The following is a 24,130-nucleotide window of genomic DNA, read 5'->3' as shown; positions in this document are numbered from 1 at the left end:
AAATTCGGTGAACAAATTTTTCCGAGAAGGCGGGAAGTACGGCTCAGAAGCAGCTTCAACAGGTGGTTTGCGGGTGAACAGATTTTCATGCCTTGTTCACCAAACTCGCGTCTGATAGAACAAACGGCACACGCAGGTCAGGTGGGCCGTGAACGGAAGCGAACGGAACGGAGGGCGGACGATGAGCGACGTGGTCGTCGTCAACTGCACCGTGGTCGACGGCCGGGCCGTCGACGGTGTGGGGCCGGTCGCGGACGCGGCCGTGCTGGTGAGGGGCGAGCGGATCGCGCTCGTGGGGCCTCGCGAGGACGTCCTGCGACAGGCGGACGGCGCGACCGAGATCGACCTGGGGGGCGCGTACGTCACGCCGGGTCTGGTCAACATGCACACCCACCTGTCGCTGTCGCTGCCGGGCAAGGGCGGGGAGAGCGTCAAGAGCCTCACCTCCCACGAACTCGCCCTCTACATGGCCGACGGCGCCCGGCGCACCCTGCACTGCGGCGTCACCACCGTGCGCTGCGTCGCCGAGAAGGACCACGCCGACTTCGCCCTGCGCCGCGCCATCGAGGCGGGCATGGCGACGGGGCCGCGCATCTTCACCGCGGGGCAGGCGCTGGTCTGCACCGGCGGCCACGGCCACGAGGGGTCGGACACCCTGGAGTGCGACGGCACCGACGGGTTCAGGCGCGGCGTCCGCACCCAGATCAAGGCGGGCGCGGACCTCATCAAGGTGATGATCTCCGGCGGGATCGCGGGAGAGCACGAGCGCATCGACACCCCGCAGCTGTTCGCCGACGAGATGGCCGCGGTGCTCGCCACCGCGCACGCCTGGGGGCGCAAGGTCACCGCGCACGCGGGACCCGCCTCGGTGATCGGCGAGGCCGTCGAGCTCGGCCTCGACTGCGTCGAGCACGGCTATCAGCTCACCCCGGAGGTCGCGGCGAGGATGGCCGAGCGCGGCACCGCCCTGGTGCCGACGCTGCTCGTCACCAGGTGCAAGGAGTTCTTCGACGAGCTCGGCGTGCCCGAGTGGATGCAGTGCCGTTCCCTCGGCGCGGGCCCCCGTCACCTGGAGAGCTACGCCATGGCCCTCGCGGCGGGCGTCGAGGTGCTGCTGGGCAGCGACATGCCGCCGTTCTGGGACTTCGAGGGGACCAGTGCCACGGTGCGAGAGCTGGAGTACATGTCGGAAGGCGGCCTCGGCCCCGCCCGCGCGCTCCACGCGGGCACCCTCGGCCCCGCGCGCTGGCTCGGCGCGGAGGAGGACATCGGCGCCGTCGAGGCGGGGCGGTACGCCGACCTCGTCGCCATGGACGCCGACCCGCTGGCCGCGACCTCGGCCTTCCGCACGATCCGCTGGGTGATGAAGGGAGGCCGGGTCGTCCGCGACGACCGGGCCGGAGGGGGGAACCGTGCCTGACGCCAACACCGACGCCGACGCCGACGCCGCCGTCACAAGCGCCGCAGGGAGCGCCGTCACGAGCGCCGTCACGAGCACCGACGTGAGCGCCGTCACGAGCACCGACGTGAGCGCCGACGTGAGCGCCGGCGCCGCGCAGGCCGACGCCGAGGCGATCTCGGCGGGCATCGACGACATGTACGACGCCTTCCTCAGGGCCGACCGTGCGCGCTTCGACGGTCACCTGCACGCGGAGGTCACCACCTGGGAGAGCCATCTGCCGGGGCCGTTGCGCACCCGCGCCGAGCTGGACGCCTATCGTGACGAGCGTGACCGCTCCGGCGCACGCCCCGCCCTCGCCGGGCTGAGCGCGTGGGACAAACGGATCGACGTGTGGGGGGACACCGGGGTCGCCCGTTACGTGCTCGTCGCCGAGCCGCACGACGGTCCCGCCGAGCACAGCCGGGTGACCGACGTGCTGCGGCGCGCCGACGGCGTGTGGCTCATCGTCCACCACCACTCCGAACTGCTCGGATCATGACCCGGGACGGAACGGCTGGCGAGGAGTTCGGCGAGGCGCGGCCCGTTCCCGGCCCCGCCGCGGCACGGCGGGAATCACGGCCTGAAGGAGGCGCGACCGTGGAAGACGGCGACATGGAGCTGTACGACCTGCGGGTCGTGGTCGACCGCATCGAGGGCAGGTCCGTCTGTGGAATGGAGGTCGGCGACTGCTTCGTGCTGGAGAACAGCGCGCACCTGCGGCTGCCCGACGGCAAGCACTTCTGCGTGTACGCGCTCGCCTCGGTCCTGCCGTTCCTCGCCGCCAAGCAGCGTGACCTCGCCGAGGGCGACTGGCTGGCGCAGGACTCCCTGTTCGCCTGTCCCGACCCCGAGGAGCGGCTGGTGATGCGGGTCGAGCGGACCGGCCGCCGCCGGATGAACTCCGCTGACCTGACCTGACCTGAGCCGAGCCTGACCTGAGCCTGACCCGAGCCGAGCCGAGCCGAGCCTGACCCGAGCCCGGTCCGACATGGAGGAGCCCCGATGACCGTTGCCGAGATCGGCCTCGGCCTGCAGAGCGACAAGCGGGCGGGCGACTACGCCAGGCTCGCGCGTCGCGCCGAGGAGCACGGCTTCGACGTGCTGAGCGTGTTCGGCGACCTGATGTACCAGCCGCCTGTCTTCCCGCTGCTGGAGATGGCGGCGGCCACCGAGCGGGTACGGCTCGGCGCGGCCTGCCTCAACCCCTACTCGGCGGCGCCGTACGAGATCGCGGGGCAGCTCGCGGCCCTCGACCTGGCCTCGCACGGCAGGGCCTACCTGGGGCTGGCGCGGGGCACCTGGCTCGGCGCGGTCGGCATCGCCCAGCCCAGGCCGCTGACCGCGCTGGCCGAGGCGGTGGAGGTGGTCTACCGGCTGCTGGCGGGCGATCCCGGGGGGTTCGAGGGGAAGGTGTTCCGCCTGGCTCCCGGCACCGTGCTGCGCTACGCCGTGCACAGGCCGCGCCCCCCGCTGCTGCTCGGCGCGTGGGGGCCGAAGGGGGCGGCGCTGGCCGGGCGGATCGCCGACGAGATCAAGGTGGGCGGCAGCGCCAATCCGGCCATGGTCCCGGTGGTCCGCGAGCGGGTCGCGCGGGGGGCGGCCGAGGCGGGACGCGACCCCGAGGAGATCGGCGTGGTGCTCGGCGCGGTGACCGTCGTCGACGCCGACGGCGCGGCGGCCAGGGCCAGGGCCCGCACCGAGGTCGCCATGTACCTCGCGGTGGTCGCCGACCTCGACCCGACCGCCGAGGTCCCCGCCGACCTGCTGGCCCGGGTCAAGGAGCTGGTCGACGCGGGACGGCACGCGGACGCGGGACGCCTGATCCCCGACGACCTGCTCGACCTGTTCGCCTTCTCCGGCGACCCGGAACAGGTCGCCGCGCAGGCTCAGGCGCTCATCGACGCGGGGGTGCGGCGCGTCGAGTTCGGCACGCCGCACGGCCTCACCGACGACGGCGGCGTGGAGCTGCTCGGCGCCGCCGTGCTCCCGATGCTCGACCGTTCCCCACGCGCTGTGAACCGGTGAGCAGGGCGAGGTGACGCTCTGTCACCTCAAAGCCTGATCCGCCAAGAACCTTCCGCACCAAAGGCGAAGAGCCTGAATCGCCTCGTACTCCTGATTTCAGAAAAGTTCCATAGGCGTGAACATGGAACCGAACGAAGGAGACGACATGACGACAAGGCGCATGAGAGGCCCGGTGGCCAGGAAGGTCAGGGCGATCGGCGGGATGGAGCGCGCGGACCGCGCGGCCGCCAACCACGGCCTGCCGACCCTGGAGTTCGAGACCGGGACCCCCTATGACGACTACGTCGGCACCGCGGTCCTGCACGACCTCCAGAGGCCGATCACCGACGCGCCCGAGGAACTGGCCTTCCTGGTGACCACCCAGGTCATGGAGCTGTACTTCGGGCTGCTCCGCGCGGAGTGGACGCTCGCCCAGCGGCTGCTGGACGAGGACGAGGTGACCGGGGCGACCACGGCGATCAGCAGGAGCGTGCGCCACTTCGAGGCGCTGAACGCGGCCTGGGCGGCGCTCGGCTGGATGACCCCGGCCCAGTTCAACTCCTTCCGTGACGAGCTGGGCGAGGCCTCGGGGTTCCAGTCGGCGATGTACCGGCACCTGGAGTTCCTGCTGGGCAACAAGTCTGAGTCGCTGACCCGCCCGCACCGGCGGGACCCGAAGGTCTACCAGGGGCTCCTCGACGCGCTCGGCAGGCCGAGCCTGTACGACAGCGTGCTGTCCCTGCTGGCCAGGAGGGGCTTCGAGATCCCCGGCAGGGGGGACCACTCCGCCGAGTACGTCTCCAGCCCGCTGGTCGAGGCGGCCTGGGTCAGGGTATACGCAGAGCAGGGGTCCGGTGACGAGCTGTGGACCCTCGGTGAGGCCCTCACCGACCTGTCGGAGCGGTTCTCCGACTGGCGTTACCGGCACCTCATGGCGGTGCGCAGGTCCATGGGGGCCAAGCCGGGTTCTGGCGGCTCCAGCGGCCTCAGCTGGCTCGAACGCAGCCTGCGCCGTGAGGTCTTCCCCGAGCTGTGGTCGGCCAGGACGGCGATGTGACGACCTTGTCCTCGACACCTTCTTCGACTGCCGGCGAGCGGCTGCCGTCCTCGCCGGGGAGATGAGCCATTCATGAGATCCCGTCACGAGGTCGCAGTGGTCGGCGCCGGTCTGGTCGGCTGCCTGACGGCCTGTTACCTGGCCCGCCGTGGATACGAGGTCACCCTGTACGAACGCAGGCCCGATCCGCGAGAGGCCGCCCCCGAGCGGGGGCGGTCGATCAACCTGGCGATCTCGGAGCGCGGGATCGACGCGTTGCGCAGGGTGGGCCTGGACGAGGTCGTCATGAAGGCCGCGCTGCCGATGCCGGGCCGGATGATGCACGCTCCCGACGGCACGCTGAGCTTCCAGCACTACAGCGCGGACGGGTTGCGGTCGATCAACTCCATCAGCCGTTCCGACCTGAACCGCACCCTCCTCGACGCGGCTCTGGCGATGCCCGGCGTGCGGGCCTGCTTCGAGCACCGCCTCACCGGACTCGACGTCGACTCGGGACGGATGGACTTCGAGACCCCCGACGGGCCCGCGACCGCCTCCGCCCCGGTCGTGCTCGCCGCCGACGGGGCCTACAGCGCGGTCCGCGGCAGGCTCCAGTTCCTGCCCGGGTTCGGCTTCAGCCAGGAGTACCTCGACTACGGCTACAAGGAACTCACCATCCCGGCGCGCGACGGCGAGTACGCCCTCGACCCGGGCGCCCTGCACATCTGGCCGCGCGGCCAGGCCATGATGATCGCCCTGCCGAACCCGGACAGGTCCTTCACCTGCACGCTGTTCTGGCCGAAGTCGGGACCGGGCAGCTTCGAGGCCCTGGACACCGTCGAGCGGTTCGAGGAGTTCTTCGCCGCCAACTACGCCGACGCCCACGCGCTCATGCCCGACCTGGCCGACGACTACGCCCACAACCCGATCGGCCACCTGGTCACGATGCGGACCGACCCCTGGCAGGTGCGCGGGGCCCGCGCGGTCGTCGGCCTGCTCGGCGACGCGGCCCACGCCATTGTCCCCTTCTACGGCCAGGGCGCCAACTGCGGCTTCGAGGACTGCGTCGAGCTCGACCGCTGCCTCGAGGAGACCGGCGACGACTTCCCCGAGGCGCTCGCCAGGTACGGCTCCCGCCGCAAGGAGCACGCCGACACCATCGCCGAGCTGGCGCTGACCAACTTCGTCGAGATGCGGGACAAGGTGGCCTCCCGGTCGTTCCTGCTGCGCAAACGCCTTGAGCACGGCCTGGAGCGGCTGCTGCCCGGCCGTTACGTGTCCCGCTACGAGCTGGTCTCCTTCAGCACCATGCCGTACGCCGAGGTGCAGCGGCGGATCACCCGCCAGAACGTGGCGGTCGCCGCGGGCGCGCTGGGCGCGCTGGCGGCCGCCGTCGCGGTGACGGCGAGGCTGGCGCGGCGACGCTGAGCGAGGACGGCGCGCGCCCGGCGGGAGGTCGGAACAGGCCGAGGATCAGAACAGGCGAGGGGTCACCACCGACACGACCGTGGTGACCCGGTCGGTGTCGTTGTACATGCTGTGCGGGACGGTCGAGCGCAGGTGCACGCTGTCGCCCGGGCGCAGGCGGTGTTCGACGCCGTCGACCTCGTAGAGCAGCTCGCCCTCCAGCACGAAGGCGAACTCCTCGCCCGCGTGGCCGTAGGCGTCCTCGCGCCTGCCTCCCGGGGCGATGTGCACCAGGAGCGGTTCGAGGACGAGGTTCTGGCCGCGCGCGGAGAGCATGCGATAGGTCTGCTGGCCCGAGATGTACTCGGTGGCCGCGGTCGCCGAGCGGGTGAGGGTGAAGTGGGTCGGCAGCGGGGGGACCGTGGCCCGCCGCTCCTCCTGCGGCTCCTCGTTGAAGAAGTCGGCGACGCTCCGGTCGAGGGCCGTCGCCACGCCGTTCAGCGCGGTCAGGCCGATGGCGGAGATGCCCCGCTCGACCTGGGACAGGAACCCGATCGACAGTCCGGAGGCGGTGGCCAGGCCGCGCAGGGTCAGGCCGCGTTCCTTGCGGAAGCGCCGCATGCGGGCGCCGACGCCGTCGTGGAGGTCGGGTCCCGCGGCGCCCTGCTGCTCCGATGTGCCCACCGTGATCCTCCTCCGTCGAGCGCGGCGCCGTTTTGTTCGCTCCAGCCAAACATATTTCACAGCACTGTCTCTTGGGACGCCAACCGCGCGCCGCCGCCCCGGAGGAGACGTCTCGAAGGAGGCGTCTCGAAGGAGGCGTCTCAGACGCGGAGCATCGCCGCCATCGGCGGCTCCTTGCCGCTGAGGTGCCAGTCGCCGATCCAGACCTCCTTGGCGTCCGTCGGGTCGTGGGTGGCGAACGTGCGGGCGTTGCGCCAGAAGCGGTCGAACCTGTAGCTGTTGGCGGTGCTGCGCGCTCCCGTGAGGTCGAAGATCTCCTGGGTGACGGTCAGCGCCGCCCGGATGCAGGCCGCCTTGACGGCGAACGACTCGACGAACAGCTCCGTGGTGTCCCCCTCGGGACCGCACCGCTCGATCTTGCGGGCGCTCTGCAGGAGGAAGGCGCGCGCCGCCTCCAGGTCGACCGCGCAGCGGCCCACGCGGCGGCGCACCAGGACGTCCTCCGTCGCGCTCTCGAACTCGGGAAAGCTCGGCCGGTCCATCTTCCTCACGTAGTCCAGGGCGGCGTCGAACGCGCCGAGACCGGGGCCGAGCATGATCGTCGCGTGCATGAGGAACACGTAGGACAGGTAGAGCGGGGGAATCCCGTTCCCGGTGAAGTGGTAGCCGTCCGGGACGAACACCTCGTCGTAGACGATGGTCTGGCTGTGGGTGCCCCGCTGGCCCATGACGTCCCAGTCGTGCTTCATGGTCACGCCTGCCTGGTCGAGGGGGAGGAGCGCGTGGTAGCGGCCCTTCCTCCCCTCCAGCGCGAGACCGACGTTGGCCCAGCCGCCCCCGCCGCTGTTGGTGTTGAACGCCTTCGTGCCGTTGACGACGATGCCCCCTTCGACGCGCCTGGCCGTCACGGGGCCCGGCGCCCCCGCCTCCGAGTTCGAGGCGCAGAGCCTGACGCCCTCGTCGAGGATCAGGCGGGCGAGTTCCCGCTTCGTGGTCTCGGGCAGGGTGTTGCCCTCCTTGAAGACCTCCATCGTCGAGAGCGCCTGGACCACGAAGTTCATCCCGGTCGAGGAGTCGCCGGCCATGATGTCGAGGATGATCTTGACGAAGGCCTCGGTGTGCAGCTCCGGCCTGGCGTCGTTCACTCCGCCGAACCTCCGGGGGAGGCAGAAGGCGAACAGGCCCTCCTCCCACAGCCGCCGCATCCCGAAGGCCGTGTCGGTGTTCTCCGCGTCGCTCTCCACGGCGCCTGCGGGCAGTTCCCTGCGCAGGGCCGCCGCCCTGCGGGCGAGATCCTCGAGGCGTCGTCCGGTCTCGTCTCCCGCCGCCCCGTGGTCGCCCGGGGGTGTCCCGTGTTCCTGAACACTCATGACCTCTCCTGTCCTGCGGTGGAACCGCCACCGAGCATTCGGGTCCGGGTCTCCGGCCCGCTTCGCCGCGGGGCCGGGACGTCGCGCACGGGGCCGCGCCGCCCGTCCGGCCTCTCTCGTCGGGGTGGAGCCGGTCGTCCCGCCGGGGCCTGGCAAGGAGGAGTCGTCCCTCGCGCGCCGACACAAGTAAAATCCGTATTCGGATTCGAAGTCAAGGCTTGGTGATCACTGGAGGCGGCCTTGACGGCGGCGGAGGAGCGCCGGATACTCGAAGAAGAATATGGATTCGAATTGACTGAAGGGCGCCTCGACGCCCGCGGACCGGCCAAGTCCACCCCTGCCCCGTACGACCGGCCGAAATCCCTCCTGAGCGAGGAGACAGTGAAGATGCAGCCCTTTGTCGTCGGGCTCGGGGGCACCCTCCGCGCCTCCTCCTCCAGCGAGACCGCCCTCCGCATCGCCCTCGACGCCGCCGAAGCGGCCGGCGCCCGTACGGAGCTGTTCGGCGCGGACTATCTCGCCCGGCTGCCCATGTACGACCCGGAGCGGCCCGCGAGGGTCTCAGGGCGGCGTCTCGTCGAGGCGTTGCGCGCGGCCGACGGGGTGATCGTCTCCTCTCCCGGCTATCACGGGTCGGTCTCCGGACTGGTGAAGAACGCCCTCGACTACGCCGAGGAGCTCAGGGACGACGTGCGCCCCTACCTGACGGGCAGGGCGGTCGGATGCGTCACCACGGCGTACGGCTGGCAGGCGGCCGTCACGACGCTGCAGGCCCTGCGGACCATCGTGCACGCGTTGCGCGGCTGGCCGACCCCTCTCGGGGCCGCGATCAACTCGGCGGAGTCCCGCCTCGGCCCCGGCGGCGCGGACGCCCGCGTGACGGCCCAGCTGCGGACGGTCGGGCTCGAGGTCTGCGGTCAGGGAGGAGTTCCCAGGCCCGCCGGGGTGCGCGGCGCACATCAGAACGCGGCTTCGGATACTGATACCGTGTTGAGGATGTTCTGAGGGTTGACGACGACCCTCGCGTTTCGCGGGGGCGAAGGGGATCGGCATGTCGGGAGGCTCGGCGACCGTCCGAGAGGGCGACGGCCACGAGGGGCACGCGGGAGGCTCCTGGCTGCCCGGCCTGCACGAGGGCCTTCTCGAGCAGCCCCAGCAGCGCCGCAGCCGTCGCTCCGCCCTGCAGATCCTCGAGGCCGCCAGAGCGGTGCTGGCACGTGACGGGGCGGACGGGTTCACCATGGCGGCCGTCTCCGAGGCCTCCGGGATCTCCATCGGCGGGATCTACGGCCGTTTCGACGGCAAGCAGGGGTTGATGCGGGCCGTCGGGGACCTCGTCCTCACCCATCTGGAGGAGGAGCTGGCCGAGCGGCTGCGCGATCCCGGCATGACCCTGGCGGACGTGGTGCGCGCGTTCGTCACCTGCCTGTCCGAGGACGTCGCCCGCCAGGCCGTGCACCCCCTCGCCGGGCACTCGACGGACGACGAGCACGTCAGGGCGCGCAAGCTCCGCGCGCGTGAGCGGCTCTTCGTCTCGTTCAGGGAGGCCGTGTTCCGCAACAGGGACGAGATTCGTCACGAGGATCCCGAGGCGGCCCTGCTGACGGTGTTCCACATGTCCCTCGGCAGTTTCCTCACCGCTCAGGGCCTGGGCGGCGGGGAGGGGCTGCCGAAGTCGGTCGAGCAGCTGAGGGGCGAGGTGTCCAGGGCCTGCCTGGCATATCTCACCTCGCCTCGCTGACCCCTCCGGCGTTCCGTCCGCTGTTGCGCACGATGTCCGCGGGGTACCGCTCATGACATGAGCTCATCATCGAAGGATCCCCTGGCGGATCTCGACCCTTTCGACATCTTCGACGCCGAGGCGGACCGTCTGGACCGCTACTTCTCCCAGCTCGACGAGGAGGGCTGGAACCGCCCCTCCCGGGCGGCGGGCTGGTCCGTCAGGGACGTCCTGGGACACCTGGCGGGGGAGGAGCTGTACAACCACGCCTGCCTCGACGACGACCTCGACGGGTTCTCCGCGACGCTCAAGCGCGAGGGCGTCGAGGGCGGTTTCAACGCCTTCAACGACTGGTGCGTGCGCCGCCGCAGAGACCTGCCCGTCGAGCGGGTGCTCGAGGAGTGGCGGGAGGCGAACGGCGAGACGCGCAGGCGCATGCGGGCGCTCGGCCGCGACGCGGGGCTGCAGACCCTGGCGGGGCCGTACCCGGTCGGGCTGCAGACCTTCCACTACGACTCCGAGTACGCCACCCACGCCGACGACGTCGGGGCGCCCGTGTCCGAGCAGGAGGAAGGGGAACGGGCCTGGTGGCGGGCCAGGGTCGCGACGTTCGTGCTCGGCGAGCAGGGGTCGCACGCCCAGGTCGAGCCGACCGCGGAGCGGATCTGGGTGCACGTGAACGACACGAGCGAGCAGCTGCCCGTCCCGGTGTTCGTCGAGGCGACCGTCGGCAGGCTCCCCGACGACTACCCGATGGACCGCAGGGTCAGGGCCGCCCTGCGGTGCCTGGCCTGAGGGGCCGGACGGAGGCCTCGCCCGGCGACTCGGCCTGAGCGCCGGACGCCCTGTGCGCGAAGGCCGGACGGGGGAACGGAAGCCACCCTCCGGCCCGCTTCTCGGGTGGGAAAGAATTACCGGATGACGGGATCGCAAGAACCCAGATCATCCTTTTCCGGACGAACAGCCTGGGTGCGTAATCTCCAGACACCGCTTCGCGAGTTCCTGCGCACCGAGACCGGCAGCGCCGCGGTCCTGCTGGCCGCGACGCTCGCCGCGCTCGCCTGGGCGAACCTCGCCCCGTCGTCGTACGAGGGCCTCTGGCGGACGCCGCTGGCGGTCAGCGTCGGGGACGCGGTCGTGTCGCAGGACCTGCGCGGCTGGGTCAACAGCGGGCTGATGACGTTCTACTTCTTCGTCGTCGGGCTCGAGGCCCGTCGCGAGTTCGACATGGGCGACCTGCGCGAGCGGCGCAGGGCCGCCCTGCCGGTGCTCGTCGGGATCGGCGGCATGGTCGTCCCCGTCGTGGTCTACCTCGGCGTGAACGCCGGTCTTCCCTCCGCCTACGGCTGGGGCGCGGCGATGTCGACCGACACGGCGTTCGCCCTCGGAATGCTCGCCCTCGTCGGGGCGCGCTTCCCCGACCGCCTGCGCGTCTTCATGCTCACCGTCACCGTCGTCGACGACATCGTCGCGCTCGTGGTGATCGTGACCGTCTACAGCGGCGACATCACGCTGCCCCCGCTCGTGGCCGCGCTCGGGACGTTCGCCGTCGTCCTGGTCGTGCGCGCCCTCGGGGTGCGCCACGGGCTGGTGTACGTGCTGCTCGGCGCGGCGGCGTGGGTGGCGCTCTTCGTCTCGGGCGTCGACCCGCTCGTCGTCGGACTGGCGATGGGGCTGCTTACCTACGCCTATCCGGCGGCCCGCACCGACCTCGAACGCGCGAGCGGCCTGTTCCGGCTGTTCCGCGAGCAGCCGACGCCCGAGCTCGAACGGTCGGTGCGCGTCGGCCTGGCGTCGGCCATCTCGCCGAACGAGCGGCTGCAGCGGCTGTACCACCCGTGGACCAGCTACGTGATCGTCCCGCTGTTCGCGCTCTGCAACGCCGGGATAAAGGTCGACGCGGACCTCCTCGGCCGCGCCCTCGCCTCGCCGATCACGCTCGGCGTCCTGCTGGCCTACGTGCTCGGCAAACCGGTCGGCGTCGCGGGCGCCGCGTGGCTCGTCGCCCGGCTCAGCGGCGGACGCCTGCGCCCCCCTGTCGGGTGGGCCGCCGTCGTGGGAGGCGGCGCGATCGCGGGCATCGGCTTCACCGTGTCACTGCTCGTCGCGACCATCGCCTTCCGCGGCCTGGAACTGGAGGAGGCGAAGGTCGGCGTGCTCTGCGCGGCGGTCTGCGCCTCGGCCCTGACCTGGGTGCTCTCCCGCGCCACCGCGTTCCTGCCGAAGCCCCTGCGGATCCGCGCGCTGCTGGGGACGGCCGAGACCGTCGTCGACCTGGCCGTGCCGGTCGACCCTGGCCGCGACCATGTGCGAGGGCCGCGGGAGGCGCCGGTGACGATGGTCGAGTACGGCGACTTCGAGTGCCCGTACTGCGGCAGGGCGGAAGCCGTCGTCCGTGACCTGCTGGCCGACTTCGGCGACCTCCGCTACGTCTGGCGGCACCTGCCGCTCAACGACGTCCACCCGCGCGCGCAGCTGGCCGCCGAGGCGGCGGAGGCCGCGGCGGGGCAGGGCGCGTTCTGGTCGATGCACGACCGGCTGCTGGAGAGCCAGGACGACCTCAAGCCGTCCGACCTGGTGCGCCACGCGGAGGAGCTCGGGCTCGACGTCGACCGGTTCCGCCGCGACCTGCGGGCGCGCGCGGGAGCGGCCAGGATCGCCGAGGACGTCGACTCCGCCGACCTGAGCGGCGTCTCCGGCACGCCGACGTTCTTCCTCAACGGGCGACGGCACCAGGGCGCCTACGACATCGACACGCTGTCCTCCGCGGTACGGCTCGCCCGCGCGCGGGCCGCGATCAGGTCGTAGCCGGCCCTCCTGACAGGAGGTGCGCGTTCGGCTCCCGCGCGGCCTCGGCGAGCTCCGGGATCTCCACCACGGTGACGCCCGCGGCCGCGAGCTCCTCCGCGCCGTGGCAGTCCACGAAGAGCAGGGGCTCCCGCCAGGCCATCACGACCCGTGGGACGCCGCTGTCCACGATCAGACGGCTGCAGGGGCGCGGGCGGGAGCGGCGACGACTGCAGGGTTCGAGGCTGCTGTAGACGGTGGCGCCCGGCAGCCGGGGGTCGTCCGGGGCGATCTTGGCGAGCGCCGACTCCTCCGCGTGCACGTGGGGATCGCTCTCCCGTGAGTATCCCCGGGCGATCTCGCGCCCGTCGGCGTCGACCACCACCGCGCCGACGGAGAAGGCGGTCGGGGACGGCGGGCAGAGCCGGGCCAGCTCGCAGGCGAGCCGCAGCCAGTCGTGGTCGTTCATCGGTTTCCTGAGGTTCTCATCGCAGTAGGTAACGCAGGAGGACGACGTCGCCGATCCGCCTGACGTCCGCCAGGTCCATGCGCCTGCGGAAGTCCCGGGGGAAGTCGCCGTCGTGGACGAAGCGCGGCGCACCGGGATCCCCGACGAAGAACGGCGCGACGACGAGCTGCAGCTCGTCGACCAGGTCCCCGCTGAGGAACGCGGTGTGGACCGAGCCGCCGCCCTCGACCATCAGCCTGCGCACCCCCCGCCCCGCCAGGTCGGCCAGGACACGGTCGAGGTCGGGGGGATCCCCCGCGTCGACCACGGACGAGATCGCGCCGAGGCGGGCGGTGAGCCCGTCCACAGCGGGCGACGCGGCGTAAACGATCTTTTCGGCGTCGCCGGCGGTGAAGAAGCGGCTCGCGGGGTCGAGGTTTCCCGTCGTGCTCAGCGTCACCTTGACGGGGGAGGACGGCAACCCCCGCGCGAGGCGTTCCTCGCGCCTGGCCGGTGACCTGACCAGCAGCCGGGGGTCGTCACGGCGGACGGTGTTCGCCCCGACCAGGATCGCGTCACAGCCGGCGCGCACCGCGTCGACGCGGTCGAAGTCCTCCTCGTTGGAGAGCATGAGCCTGTCCCGCGTGCCGTCGTCGATGTATCCGTCGACGGACATCGCGCAGCTGAGCAGCACATAGGGGCGCTCGCCCATGTCGCCTCCCGCTCGCTCTCCCCGGTCCTGCCGGCGTGTGCCCGTCCTCTTCGCCCCGCAGGTCTCCCCGGCCCGCCCCCCGGGAGCGAGCCTCCCGCCGGACGGGCGCTCCTCGGGGACGGGCGTCCGGTTTCCGTAAACCCTACGTTCCCCCGTGAGAGCTCGCACGCGCGGCCGTGCCCCGGGCGGGAGCGCTCCGTCGGGCAGGACGAGCCCGTCTCCACGCCCCCGGAATGTCCTTTGCCTTGCGCCGGATACTGTTGGTTCAGGGGGCTGGTTCAGGGGGGGCCGTCATGAAACGCATCATCGCCGCCGCGGCGCTACTCATGATCACCACGTTTGGGCTCGTCGCCACAGGGACCACGGCGCAGGCGCAGCCGGCAAGGGGCGCCAAGAAGACGCCGGTGAGCGAGTCGCAGTACCAGACGCTCCTCAACCAGTGCGAGTACGCGGACACCGAGCGGCGCCGCGCCGCCTGCCGCGCCATGGTCAGCGAGAACTACCAGGTGACCGGTGAGGAGAACCCGGGCCTTGACTGCCGAGAGTACGCCGGGGTGGCCGTGTGCGGCCCGCTGGATCTCAGCCCTGCGGAGCGCCGCTGCGTGAAGAGCTCGGTGGACGGCGGCCTGACGTACCGGCGCGCCGAGGTCGAGTGCTACGCGTTCTCCTGACGCGCCTGCCACGCGATCCTCGGCGCGCCGGGGCCGCTCACCACACCGGCGGGGCGACGGGCCGGTCCCGGTGAACGTCCTCGACGGGCGTCAGAGGGGTGGGGAGCCGGGGGTCAGGGCTTCCACTCCTCCTTCCAGCCGGGACGGAAGCGGTAGCCGTACGCGGTCTCCGTGATCGCCTCGGACAGCACCTCGTCCTTGATGGCGGCCACGGCCAGGAGATGGGCGTCGTCGGCCGTGAGGCTCTCGCCCTCGCGGATGCGGTCCTCCAGCCCGTCGATGACGGCGCGGTTCCTGGTGAACATCTCGACGATTCTGATCTTCGCCTCGCTGTTGGACCTGATGTGGTCGATGAACCTCTTGCCGCCCCCGGGCCCGAGGGTCTTCTCACCGAGAACGGTGACGAGGTCGGTCTCCGCTGCGAGGGCTTCGGCTCCGGCGACCTCGTGATTGATGGTGCGGAACAGCCAACCGGCGATCTCGACGGTCACATCGTCTCCTTGGGCAGGGCGCTGCCCTGATGGCAGTCGCGATTATTTACGATCATTAATCGCGGTTCCGGCCCTGTCGATAGGCGCGCGTCATCGTCTCGGCCGTACGGCACGCGCCTCGACCTGCGCCTCCGGCGAAACGCGCTGGACGTGTGCCGTATAACGCCGCTTTTCACCGTTCAACGGGGCAGGGTGAGCTCGCCTCAACGAGGCAGGGTGAGCTCGGCGAAAACGGGACGGTGGTCGGTGCCGGGAAGGGCGTGCACGCTGAAGGCGTCGACGGCGATCCGCGAGTCGGCGAGCACGTGGTCGATCGTCACGCCGGGAACGGACTGCCACCCCTGCTGCGGCCAGGTCGGAGTCAGTCCCCGCCCGGTCACGTCCGCGGCGTCGCGGTAGCCGCCCTCCAGCAGGGCGCGCATCGGCGGATGGTCGAGGGTGGCGTTGAAGTCGCCCGCGAGCACCCGCAACCGGTCGCCTCCCCTCGGGAGCGCTTCCAGCCCGTCGGACCAGCACGGCACCTTGGAGTCGTAGCGCAGCGCGCACGGGTGCACGGAGACGACCTCGATCTCACGGCCGCCGGGATGCCTCAGCACGGCCCGCGCCTGCCGGAACCCACCCTGCTCGATCATGGGATTCTCGGAGAGCGGGTGCTTCGAGTAGATGCCGGAACCCCGCCCCCCGCCCCTTGACCGGTCGACGGCGTACGGCATGAGCTCGCGGAGTCCCGCCCTCTCCAGACTCTTGAGCGCGTCCGGGGTGAGCTCCTGCAGCGTGAGCACGTCGGGGTCGAGGGCGCGCACCAGCTTCATCAGCGACGCGGTCTCACCCGCGCCCACCGCCAGGTTCGAGGCGAGCACCCGCAGCCGCTGGTCGCCCGCCGGGGGGTTGCCGTCGGTGAAGTGCCTCGGGAGCACGACCGCCGCGAGCGTCACGCTCGTGGCGAGGGCGACGGCCGAGGCCGCCCAGCGGCGCAGCCCCAGCGCGAGGAGCAGCGGGACCGCGGAGGCCGCCGCCACGTAGGGGGTGAAGGCGATCAGCGCGATCCACTGCCACGTGGGGATCCAGGTGGTGATCCGGAGCGCGGCCCACGCGGTGAACGGAGCGAGGAGTAACCAGACCAGTACGCTCATCCATGTCGACTTGATCATGGAGCGGCAGCGTAACGAACCTTCGTGCAGATCCTGTGGAGATTCGCCTGGTTATCCGAGGACATGTGGGCGTTCTCGCCGCGCCTCTGCCCCACTCCTGCCCCGCCCGCGCCCGGCCGGGACACCGGGTTCCCCGCTCCCGCGGGCAAGGTCCCGGGACGGCTCCTGTATCCGGGCGCTTCGCGGAACGGAACCCTCACGCCGTCCCGTTCGTCACATCCGCTGTACTCCCTTCGACGCTGAAAGGCAGCTTCCGTGCGTAGCTCGTTCTTCGGAAACCTGGACCAGGGGCAGGTCCCCGGCCACTTCGCCCTGCAGAACTCCAAGATGCTGAGGGTGCATCTGAACGGGGAGGTGCTGGCGCGCCAGGGGTCGATGGTGGCGTTCCAGGGCCAGATGGACTTCGACTACGAGGGGTCGGGAGGCGTCGGGCGGTTCCTGAAGAAGATGGTCACCGGTGAGGGCGCGCCCCTGATGCGGGTCAAGGGGCAGGGACTGCTCTTCCTCGCGGACAACGCCGACGACGTGCACCTGTTCTATCTGGAGAACGAGGCGATCACCGTCAACGGGACCAACCTGCTGGCCTTCGACCCGCAGCTCACCTGGGACATCCAGCGTGTGCAGGGCGCGGGCGTCGCCACCGGCGGCCTGTTCAACACCACCGTCCAGGGCACCGGCTGGGTGGCCGTCACCGCGCACGGCGCGCCGGTGCTGCTCGACGCCTCCCGGGCTCCCACCTTCGCCGACAGTCAGTCCGCGGTGTGCTGGAGCGCGGGCCTGCGGGTGGGGGTCAACCGTACCTTCAAGGCGGGGGCGCTCATCGGCAGGGGGAGCGGCGAGGCGGCGCAGCTCGCCTTCCAGGGGCAGGGCTTCGTCCTCGTCCAGGCCAGCGAGGGACCGGTCCTTCCGCAGAACAACGGCTGACCCTCGGGAACGTCGCGGGGAGGGGCCTCCCCGGGGTGTTCGGCCGCCGAGGTGGACCCCCTTTGAGGAGATGTTTACCGGCGAGTGCTTTAAGTCGCCACATGGAGGATATGTCAGTCTCGTACGTCGATGATCACGGCCCCCGCCGTACGGCGCGCCGCGTGCTCTCGCGCGGCGAGGGGGCCTCGCGGACGAGGAGGAGGATCCTCATGACCGAGACCGATCCGGAGAGCACGCAAGGCGAGCCGCCTGCCCAGGTGCCGGACGACCGGGAGGACTCGGCGGGCGCGGACGCCCCGGCGGGCATAGATCCGCAGGGCCCGGAGCCGCAGATCCCCGACGACCGCAAGGGGGTCGCGGACTCCGGGGATTCCGGTCCTGAATCCCGATGAATTCCCGGAGTGCCATATCTTTCGCTGGTTTTTAAAGCTCCATTTAGTTTTGGCATGCTTTCTAGGCGTGTGAGATAAAGATGGTGTTTTGTCCGGTTTTCGATGTTCGGGCGGGGTAACCAAGCGCATGGCGCCGTTCCCGGCGGGAGGCGCCCGCGCCCTCGTGGCGGGGCGTGGAGCGGCGGGCCCGCACGCAGGACACACCGGAGGTGGAAGAACCGTGACCAGCACCGTCAGCAGCAAGAAGGTCGTGCTCGAGAAGGCGGCCCAGGACTTCGCCGACGCCAACTCCAAGCACCCGTTCATCTACGAGCTTCCGCCCGAGCAGGGCCGCGAGATCCTGGAGAAGCTGCAGTCCGACGACAGCGTGCCGAAGCCCGAGGTCGACGAGGAGTGGATCCAGGTGCATGGCGGTCCGACGGGCGTCGTGCCGGTCCGCGTCGTCAAGCCCAGGGGGGCCACCGGCACGCTGCCGGTGATCTTCTACATCCACGGCGCGGGGTGGGTCTTCGGGTCGGCCCACACCCACGACCGCCTGGTGCGTGAGCTGGCCGTCGGCGCCGGCGCGGCGGTGGTCTTCCCCGAGTACGACCGCTCGCCGGAGGCGAGGTACCCCACCGCGATCGAGCAGAACTACGCCGCCGCCCAGTGGGTGACGCGGCACGGCGACGAGAAGGGCCTGGACGCCTCGCGCATGGCGGTCGTCGGCGACTCGGTCGGCGGCAACATGTCCGCCGTGCTGACCCTGATGGCCAAGGAGCGCGGCGACGTGAGCCTGGTGGCCCAGGTCCTGTTCTACCCGGTCACCGACGCCGACTTCGACACCGAGTCCTACCAGCAGTTCGCCACGGGGTACTACCTCAACCGCGACGGCATGCGGTGGTTCTGGGACCAGTACACCACCGACCCCCGCCAGCGCGCCGAGATCCACGCCTCGCCGCTGCGCGCGAGCGTCGACCAGCTCAGGGGCCTGCCGCCCGCGCTCGTGCTCAACGGCGAGGCCGACGTGCTGCGCGACGAGGGCGAGGCCTACGCGGCCAAGCTGCGTGAGGCCGGGGTCGAGGTCACCGCCGTACGGCTCGCCGGGATGGTGCACGACTTCGCCATGGTCGACCTGCTGCGGGACACCCACGCCAACCGGGCCGCCATGGCACTGGCCGTGCACACGCTGCGCGAGGCGCTGCACGGCTGACGGCCCGCCGAGGGCTGAGGGCCCCGCGCCTGTCAGCCCTCGGCGGCGGTCTCCCCGTGAGGCGCGCCGACGGGCTTGGACTCGGGTGAGCCGCGCTGGCGCAGGTAGACGGAGAGCACCACCATCGACAGCACGGCGAGCAGCTCCGACTGCCAGTTCTGCAGGGTGCGGTCCCAGAAGTCGGGGGACATCACATAGCCTCCCCAGCTCACCGGGTCCTGCAGCTGCGACAACTGCTGCTCGTTGTAGCTCGCCGTGCCCGCGACCGACTGGGCCAGCCACGACAGCACGAAGATCGTGCCCATGACCAGGCCGAGGGAGTTGCCGTACAGCGTCTGCCTGAGCCCGGTCGCCCTGGCCCACTCGGGGCTGCCGGGCGTCGCGTGCCGCCCCGTCCTCTGCTCGGCGTCGCTCTCCCCGCCCTCCTCGCCCGGTTTCTTCGACTCAGGGGAGCCCCGCTGCACCAGCCAGACCGTGGCGAGGATGAACAGCAGGAACTGGAGGTACTCCGACTGCCAGTTCTCCGCGACGTCGACCGCGAAGTCGGAGGAGGTGACGTACTGCGACCAGGAGATGGTCGCCCCGCCGTCGGCCAGCCGCCTGTCGTTGGCGTCGGCCGTGCCCGCGACGGACTGGCCCGCCAGCGCGATCAGGAACGTGACCAGGAAGAACAGGCTGAGGGCGTTGTCTTTGACGAAGCGTCTCATGAACCCTCCCTAGCGGCGCAGAAGACCGATGGCGAAGAAGTAGACCAAGCCGACCGCGATGACGGTCACCGTGATGACGAACATGGTGCGCATTTCTAGGACCTCACCTCGCATCTGTACGGCAGGTCGCCCCGCGGCCTGCAGCCCGCGCCCCGCACCAGCCAGCCCCGGGGGAAACGGTGCAGGAAGACGGTGTCCCGTGTGAGCCGTACCTGGGCCTCGTCTCCCCAGACGGCGGCCTCACGCACCTGGCCGCCCGGCAGGTCGAGCTCCAGGACGGTCTTGGCGCAGCTCTGGCCGCCGACGCTCAGCCCGTCGGCGGCCTCGGGGGTCAGCAGCGAGCAGGCCCGCGACCCGTCCCGGTCGTGCACCGCGGCGTAGAAGCGCGTCACCGCCTGCTCCGCCGGGGACCTCTCCTCGGAGGCGCAACCGGAGAGCGCCACCGCCAGGACTGACACGACCAGCACCGCTCGAACCCTCATCGGCCCCCCCTACCCCGGAGATCGCACACGTCACCTTCGCGATCCGGCCCCGGCCATGTCGTCCGTGGCCAGGGCGAACACCCGGTCCCAGTCGGACAGGAACCGTCCGAGGCCGTAACGGGCGAGCGCGGCGGCGCGGGCGGCCTCCCCCGACCTGCGGGCCAGCACGGGGTCGGCGACGAACGCCCTCAGCGCGTCGGTCAGGGTGGCGACACGGGTCGAGATCACCCCCGCCTCGGGGGGGACCGCCTCGACGGCCTCGGTCGTGGCCAGCGCCACGACGGGCATGCCGAGCGTCATGGCCTCGATCAGCGACAGGCCGAGCGAGGTCCACCGGTAGGGGTGCAGGTAGACGCGCCGCCGGGCGAGCTCGGTGTGCATCGCGCGCTGGGGCATGTCCTCGAAGGTTCCGGCGGTCACGCCCAGCAGGTCGGGCAGGCCGGTGACCTTCATGCCGAAGACGTCGAGCGGGGCCGCCGCGGCGAACCTCGGCAGCAGGTCGGTGCCCGCGACCCGTTCGCGCCTGACCGGCTCGTTGACGACGACGCCCACACGTGGGAGTTCGCCCGTGTAGCGGTGCCCGGGGTCGACGACGCCGTGCTCGACCACGAGGGCGGGAGCCCTGCCCGAGTCCCAGAACAGCTCGTTGAAGTGGGTCACGTGGACCAGCGGGATGTCGTCGCGTTCCGCCAGCGGGTGCCGGGTGCGCGGGACGTCCCCGGGAGGGGCGTTGTGCTCGACGTAGACGGCGGGCACGTCCCGTCCCGGACGCCTGCGCAGCCAGCGCCCGGCGAGGTCCAGTTCGTGGGGGCGCTGCAGGACGACCAGGTCGACCTCCTCGTCGCCGAGCCGGTCCCACGGCACCTCGCGCACCGTCCCCGGCCAGGGGTAGGTCCGCGCCCGGCCGCGCCCGTCGGGGCCCCGGTCGGGCACGAGCGGCACCAGGTACTCGTGGGTCCCCTGGACGAACGCCGTCGTCCACGACCCGTGCACGTGCCAGAGCAGGATTCTCACGGAAGTGCCTCCGATTCCGGACGCGCGGCCCTCTCACGTGCCGCCCTCGCCGCTGCGGCCCTCTCGCGGGCCGTCCCCGACGCCGGAGGGCGGGGGCGCAGCGCCCTGTCGACGGCGTCGGCGAGGTCGTGGGCGACCTCCTGCGCGTCCTGGATCTCCCGGGCGAGGGTCTGCGCGGTCGGCACGAGGATTCCCCGCGCCCCCGCCGCGCGGGCGGCCTCCACGTCCCGCCCGATGTCCCCGATGAGCACGCAGTCGCGGGCGCTCACCCCGAGGACGGCCGCCGCCCGGAACACGAGCCCGGGGGCGGGTTTGCGGCAGCCGCATCCGTCGTCCTCGTCGTGGGGGCAGACCGCCCACACGTCGAACGGGCCGAGGAGCTCCTCTACCCGGGCGTGCACCCGGCGCAGCTCCCGCGTCTGGATGAGCCCCCTGGCCACCCCCGACTGGTTGGTGACCACCCCCACCGGCACGCCCGCCCAGCGCAGCCGGTCCAGCGCGTGGCGGGCTCCGGGCAGGGGGGCGACGAGGTCGGGGTCGCGGTTGTACGGGACGTCCGCGATCAGTGTGCCGTCCCGGTCGAACAGGACGGCGGCCGGGCGGTCGCGGTTCGGCACGGGCGCCTCCGGAGTGCTTGTCCAGCCCGCTTCTCGCGGGCGGGGCGGGTGGTCCACGGTGAGGCGTACAGCCCGCCGTGAAAATCACAGAGAGTGATATTTGGTGATATTCAACGCTCTTACCAGGACTTTTCCCTCATCTCCAGTTTTGAGAACCGCTTCTCTCGGTAGTTATCGAGTTACACACGAGAGGCGAGTCCATGAGATTTCTCGGGATAAACGCGATCTTTCATGATCCGGCCGCCGCGCTGGTCGTCGACGGGGAAGTGGTGGCCGCGGCGGAGGAGGAGCGCTTCAGCCGCCGCAAGCACGGCAAGCGCCCGGTTCCGTTCTCCGCCTGGGAGCTGCCGGAGCAGGCCGCCGCGTGGTGCCTGAAGCAGGCGGGGCTGCGCCCCGAGGACCTGGACGCCGTCGCCTACTCCTACGACCCGGACCTGGTGCGCCCGGGACAGGGCGGACTGGACGAGCGCTGGGAGGAGCTGCGCACCGCCTACGCGCGGCGGGCCCCGGCCTTCCTGGCCACCGCGTTGCCGGGGCTGGACCCGGCCCAGGTGCGGTACGTGCCGCACCACGTGGCGCACGCGGCCTCCGCGGGGCTGGCGGCGCCGTACCGGGACTCGGCCGTCCTGGTCTGCGACGGCAGGGGCGAGGCGGTCTCGCACCTGGCCGGGCACTACCGCGACGGCGAGCTGACCGTGCTGGCCGCCCAGGAACTGCCGCACTCGCTCGGGCTGATGTACGAGGAGGTCACCGCGCACCTGGGATTCCTGCGCTCCAGCGACGAGTACAAGGTCATGGCCATGGCCTCCTACGGGCGGCCGCGCTTCCTGGCGGAACTGCGCGAGCTGATCCACCCCACCGGCGACGGAGGCTTCCGCGTCGAGCCGATCGACTGGGGCGGCTACGCCAAGGCGCTGCGCCCCGGCCAGGCATGGAACGGCGAGCACGCCGACCTGGCCGCCAGCGTGCAGGCGCGTCTGGAGGAGGTGCTGCTGGAGCTGGCCCGCTGGCTGCACGCCCGCACCGGGGAACGGTTCCTGACGATGGCGGGCGGGGTCGCGCTCAACTGCGTGGCCAACACCCGGCTGCTGGAGCAGGGTCCGTTCGAGGACATCTGGGTGCAGCCCGCGGCGGGGGACTCGGGGACCGCGCTGGGCGGGGCGCTGCACCTGGCCCAGGCCCACGGCGAGCCCGCCGCGCCGATGCCCGGCGCGGACCTGGGCAGAGCCTGGGACGACGGAGAACTGGCCGCCTGGCTGGAGGTCGCGCGAGTGCCGTACGAGCGGCCCGCCGACCTCGCCGCCGCGGTCGCCGCCGAGCTGGCCGCCGACCGGATCGTCGCCTGGTTCCAGGGACGGGGGGAGTACGGCCCGCGCGCGCTCGGCCACCGCTCGCTGCTGGCCCACCCGGGCAGGGCGGGCAACACCGAGCGGCTCAACGACGTCAAGGGGCGCGAGCAGTTCCGTCCTGTCGCCCCGATGGTGCTGGCGGAACGCGCCTGCGAGATCTTCACCCGGGGACCGGCGTCGAGCCCGTACATGCTGTTCGTCCACGACGTGCGCCCGGGCTGGCGCGAGCTGATCCCGGCCGTGGTGCACGTTGACGGCACCGCCAGGATCCAGACCGTCGACCGGGCCGTCGATCCGCTGCTGGCCCGGATGCTGGAGGAGTTCGAGGCCCGCACCGGGATTCCCGTGGTGGTCAACACCAGCCTGAACACCGCGGGGCGGCCCATGGTCGACGACCCGCGCGACGCCCTCGAGTGCTTCGGCTCCGCGCCGGTCGACGTGCTGGCCCTTGGACCGTACCTGGTCCGCAGGGGGGAGGCGTTCGCTTCATGATCACTGTGGTGATTCCCACGATCGGCAGACCCAGCCTCGCGGAGACCCTGGCGGCCCTCGACGCCGATCTGGACGTCGTCGTGGTCGACGACCGAGGGGGAGGCGAGGCGACGGGCCGAGGCGCGGGACCGCGCGGAGCCGCAACACCCGGCCTGCCGGGCCTGGAGGCCGCCGGGCCCCCCGTTTCCCCCGGCGGGACGGGGCGAGGGATCCGGGTGGTGCGTTCCGGCGGGCGGGGGCCGGCGGCGGCGCGCAACGCCGGATGGCGGGTCGCGGAGACGCCGTGGGTCGTCTTCCTCGACGACGACGTGGTGCCCGCCCCGGGATGGGGGCGGGCGTTGCGCGAGGATCTCACGGGCCTGCCGGAGGACGTGGGCGGCAGCCAGGGACGCATCGAGGTGCCCCTGCCGGAGGGCAGGAGGCCCACCGACGCCGAACGCCACACCGCGGGGCTGGCGAACGCCGAGTGGATCACCGCCGACATGGCCTACCGGCGTGCCGCGCTGGAGGCGACCGGCGGGTTCGACGAGCGTTTCCCCCGCGCCTACAGGGAGGACGCCGACCTGGCGCTGCGGACGCTGGCGGCCGGTTACCGGCTCGTCAGGGGAAGGCGCGTCACCAGGCACCCGATCCGTGACGACGGTCCGTGGGCCAGCGTCCGCAGGCAGCGCGGCAACGCCGACGACGCGCTGATGCGCCGCGTCCACGGCCCCGGCTGGCGCGCGGCCGTCGGCGGCGGCCGGGGACGGCTGCGCGGGCACGCCCTGACCACGGGCCTCGGGCTGCTGAGCCTGCTCGCGGGAGGTCTGGCCGTGAGCGGAGGACGAGGCCGCGGCACAGGAGGCCTGCGCGCCGCCGCGGCGGTGGCGGGGGCGGGCTGGCTGGCCCTCACGGCCGAGTTCGCCTGGTCCCGCATCGCCCCGGGGCCGCGCACGACCGAGGAGATCGGGTGGATGACGGTCACGAGCGTTCTCATCCCTCCGGTGGCCTGCGCGCGCCGCCTCGGCGGGGAACTGCGGGTCCGCCGATGAGGGGCCTC

At 71.7% G+C, this 24,130-nt stretch carries 26 protein-coding genes; 16 read left to right on the top strand and 10 right to left on the bottom strand.

The genetic code is table 11. The features are described from left to right. The first annotated feature begins 181 nt into the window (after positions 1-181). The 6 genes from PKF00_RS18450 to PKF00_RS18425 all read left to right on the top strand — a co-directional run bounded on the left by PKF00_RS18450 (position 182) and on the right by PKF00_RS18425 (position 5,909). Entirely contained in the window at positions 182-1,420 is a 1,239-nt protein-coding gene (locus PKF00_RS18450; protein WP_271218783.1) for an amidohydrolase family protein, read from the top strand. Next, positions 1,413-1,940 (top strand): DUF4440 domain-containing protein, encoded by a 528-nt coding sequence (locus PKF00_RS18445; RefSeq protein WP_271218782.1) that lies wholly within the window; start codon positions 1,413-1,415, stop codon positions 1,938-1,940. The genes PKF00_RS18450 and PKF00_RS18445 overlap by 8 nt, the downstream gene beginning before the upstream one ends. Positions 1,941-2,038: 98 nt before the next feature. Further along, positions 2,039-2,359, top strand: a complete 321-nt coding sequence (locus tag PKF00_RS18440) for a TIGR04076 family protein (RefSeq protein ID WP_271218781.1) — start codon at positions 2,039-2,041, stop codon at positions 2,357-2,359. Between the two features lie 84 nt (positions 2,360-2,443). Next, positions 2,444-3,466: an LLM class flavin-dependent oxidoreductase gene (locus PKF00_RS18435; RefSeq protein ID WP_271218780.1), complete on the top strand. Its 1,023-nt coding sequence runs from the start codon at positions 2,444-2,446 to the stop codon at positions 3,464-3,466. Positions 3,467-3,611: 145 nt separating this feature from the next. Next, the gene (locus PKF00_RS18430) at positions 3,612-4,502 is read left to right on the top strand and encodes a tryptophan 2,3-dioxygenase (RefSeq protein WP_271218779.1); all 891 of its coding nucleotides are present in this window, start codon (positions 3,612-3,614) and stop codon (positions 4,500-4,502) included. A 72-nt stretch (positions 4,503-4,574) separates the two neighbouring features. Next, positions 4,575-5,909: an FAD-dependent oxidoreductase gene (locus PKF00_RS18425; RefSeq protein ID WP_271218778.1), complete on the top strand. Its 1,335-nt coding sequence runs from the start codon at positions 4,575-4,577 to the stop codon at positions 5,907-5,909. A gap of 45 nt (positions 5,910-5,954) precedes the next feature. On the opposite strand, the gene PKF00_RS18420 is transcribed toward PKF00_RS18425, so the two are convergent. Both PKF00_RS18420 and PKF00_RS18415 read right to left on the bottom strand, forming a co-directional pair. After that, on the bottom strand, positions 5,955-6,572 hold the full coding sequence (locus PKF00_RS18420) for a helix-turn-helix domain-containing protein (RefSeq protein ID WP_271218777.1): 618 nt from the start codon (positions 6,570-6,572) through the stop codon (positions 5,955-5,957). A gap of 140 nt (positions 6,573-6,712) precedes the next feature. Next, the gene (locus PKF00_RS18415) at positions 6,713-7,942 is read right to left on the bottom strand and encodes an acyl-CoA dehydrogenase family protein (protein WP_271218776.1); all 1,230 of its coding nucleotides are present in this window, start codon (positions 7,940-7,942) and stop codon (positions 6,713-6,715) included. Between the two features lie 387 nt (positions 7,943-8,329). Here PKF00_RS18415 and PKF00_RS18410 point away from each other — a divergent pair, with 387 nt between their 5' ends. From PKF00_RS18410 to nhaA, 4 genes are all read left to right on the top strand, one after another. After that, a complete protein-coding gene (locus tag PKF00_RS18410) occupies positions 8,330-8,947 on the top strand; it encodes an NADPH-dependent FMN reductase (protein ID WP_271218775.1) in 618 nt (205 codons plus the stop codon). A gap of 46 nt (positions 8,948-8,993) precedes the next feature. Further along, on the top strand, positions 8,994-9,683 hold the full coding sequence (locus PKF00_RS18405) for a TetR/AcrR family transcriptional regulator (protein ID WP_271218774.1): 690 nt from the start codon (positions 8,994-8,996) through the stop codon (positions 9,681-9,683). 57 nt (positions 9,684-9,740) lie between these two features. After that, a complete protein-coding gene (locus PKF00_RS18400) occupies positions 9,741-10,457 on the top strand; it encodes a maleylpyruvate isomerase family mycothiol-dependent enzyme (RefSeq protein ID WP_271218773.1) in 717 nt (238 codons plus the stop codon). Positions 10,458-10,631: 174 nt separating this feature from the next. Beyond that, the gene (gene nhaA / locus PKF00_RS18395; protein WP_271218772.1) at positions 10,632-12,470 is read left to right on the top strand and encodes a Na+/H+ antiporter NhaA; all 1,839 of its coding nucleotides are present in this window, start codon (positions 10,632-10,634) and stop codon (positions 12,468-12,470) included. Here the strand turns inward: nhaA and PKF00_RS18390 are convergent. Beyond that, entirely contained in the window at positions 12,460-12,918 is a 459-nt protein-coding gene (locus PKF00_RS18390) for a cytidine/deoxycytidylate deaminase family protein (protein ID WP_271218771.1), read from the bottom strand. The two genes, nhaA and PKF00_RS18390, sit on opposite strands and share 11 nt — an antisense overlap. Before the next feature lie 16 nt (positions 12,919-12,934). Beyond that, a complete protein-coding gene (locus PKF00_RS18385; RefSeq protein ID WP_271218770.1) occupies positions 12,935-13,609 on the bottom strand; it encodes a RibD family protein in 675 nt (224 codons plus the stop codon). 293 nt (positions 13,610-13,902) lie between these two features. Between PKF00_RS18385 and PKF00_RS18380 the strand changes: the two genes are divergently transcribed. Further along, a complete protein-coding gene (locus PKF00_RS18380) occupies positions 13,903-14,280 on the top strand; it encodes a hypothetical protein (protein ID WP_271218769.1) in 378 nt (125 codons plus the stop codon). Positions 14,281-14,393: 113 nt separating this feature from the next. Here PKF00_RS18380 and PKF00_RS18375 read toward each other — a convergent pair whose 3' ends face one another. Together PKF00_RS18375 and PKF00_RS18370 are read right to left on the bottom strand one after the other, a co-directional pair. After that, positions 14,394-14,771: a hypothetical protein gene (locus tag PKF00_RS18375; protein WP_271218768.1), complete on the bottom strand. Its 378-nt coding sequence runs from the start codon at positions 14,769-14,771 to the stop codon at positions 14,394-14,396. Between the two features lie 203 nt (positions 14,772-14,974). Beyond that, positions 14,975-15,922, bottom strand: a complete 948-nt coding sequence (locus tag PKF00_RS18370) for an endonuclease/exonuclease/phosphatase family protein (protein WP_271218767.1) — start codon at positions 15,920-15,922, stop codon at positions 14,975-14,977. A 255-nt stretch (positions 15,923-16,177) separates the two neighbouring features. On the opposite strand from PKF00_RS18370, the gene PKF00_RS18365 reads away from it, so the two are divergent. From PKF00_RS18365 to PKF00_RS18355, 3 genes are all read left to right on the top strand, one after another. After that, positions 16,178-16,846, top strand: coding sequence for an AIM24 family protein (locus PKF00_RS18365; protein ID WP_271218766.1), 669 nt, complete (start codon positions 16,178-16,180; stop codon positions 16,844-16,846). A 209-nt stretch (positions 16,847-17,055) separates the two neighbouring features. After that, positions 17,056-17,238 (top strand): hypothetical protein, encoded by a 183-nt coding sequence (locus PKF00_RS18360; RefSeq protein WP_271218765.1) that lies wholly within the window; start codon positions 17,056-17,058, stop codon positions 17,236-17,238. Between the two features lie 220 nt (positions 17,239-17,458). After that, a complete protein-coding gene (locus PKF00_RS18355) occupies positions 17,459-18,430 on the top strand; it encodes an alpha/beta hydrolase (protein WP_271218764.1) in 972 nt (323 codons plus the stop codon). A gap of 32 nt (positions 18,431-18,462) precedes the next feature. Here the strand turns inward: PKF00_RS18355 and PKF00_RS18350 are convergent, their stop codons facing one another. The 4 genes from PKF00_RS18350 to PKF00_RS18335 all read right to left on the bottom strand — a co-directional run bounded on the left by PKF00_RS18350 (position 18,463) and on the right by PKF00_RS18335 (position 21,250). Further along, on the bottom strand, positions 18,463-19,137 hold the full coding sequence (locus PKF00_RS18350; RefSeq protein ID WP_271218763.1) for a DUF6766 family protein: 675 nt from the start codon (positions 19,135-19,137) through the stop codon (positions 18,463-18,465). Positions 19,138-19,232: 95 nt separating this feature from the next. Beyond that, entirely contained in the window at positions 19,233-19,619 is a 387-nt protein-coding gene (locus tag PKF00_RS18345; RefSeq protein WP_271218762.1) for a hypothetical protein, read from the bottom strand. Positions 19,620-19,649: 30 nt separating this feature from the next. After that, positions 19,650-20,633, bottom strand: a complete 984-nt coding sequence (locus PKF00_RS18340) for a glycosyltransferase (RefSeq protein ID WP_271218761.1) — start codon at positions 20,631-20,633, stop codon at positions 19,650-19,652. Further along, the gene (locus PKF00_RS18335) at positions 20,630-21,250 is read right to left on the bottom strand and encodes a D-glycero-alpha-D-manno-heptose-1,7-bisphosphate 7-phosphatase (protein WP_271218760.1); all 621 of its coding nucleotides are present in this window, start codon (positions 21,248-21,250) and stop codon (positions 20,630-20,632) included. Before PKF00_RS18335 ends, PKF00_RS18340 begins: the two co-directional genes overlap by 4 nt. A gap of 200 nt (positions 21,251-21,450) precedes the next feature. On the opposite strand from PKF00_RS18335, the gene PKF00_RS18330 reads away from it, so the two are divergent. Continuing rightward, on the top strand, positions 21,451-23,091 hold the full coding sequence (locus PKF00_RS18330) for a carbamoyltransferase family protein (RefSeq protein WP_271218759.1): 1,641 nt from the start codon (positions 21,451-21,453) through the stop codon (positions 23,089-23,091). Beyond that, on the top strand, positions 23,088-24,122 hold the full coding sequence (locus tag PKF00_RS18325) for a glycosyltransferase (protein ID WP_271218758.1): 1,035 nt from the start codon (positions 23,088-23,090) through the stop codon (positions 24,120-24,122). The genes PKF00_RS18330 and PKF00_RS18325 overlap by 4 nt, the downstream gene beginning before the upstream one ends. The last annotated feature ends 8 nt before the right edge of the window (positions 24,123-24,130 follow it).

It is taken from the genome of Streptosporangium carneum (assembly GCF_027922005.1).
In the GTDB taxonomy this organism is placed as follows: domain Bacteria; phylum Actinomycetota; class Actinomycetes; order Streptosporangiales; family Streptosporangiaceae; genus Streptosporangium; species Streptosporangium carneum.
Note: the sequence above shows the minus strand (reverse complement) of the source record. Positions and strands in the feature narration are given on the sequence as shown.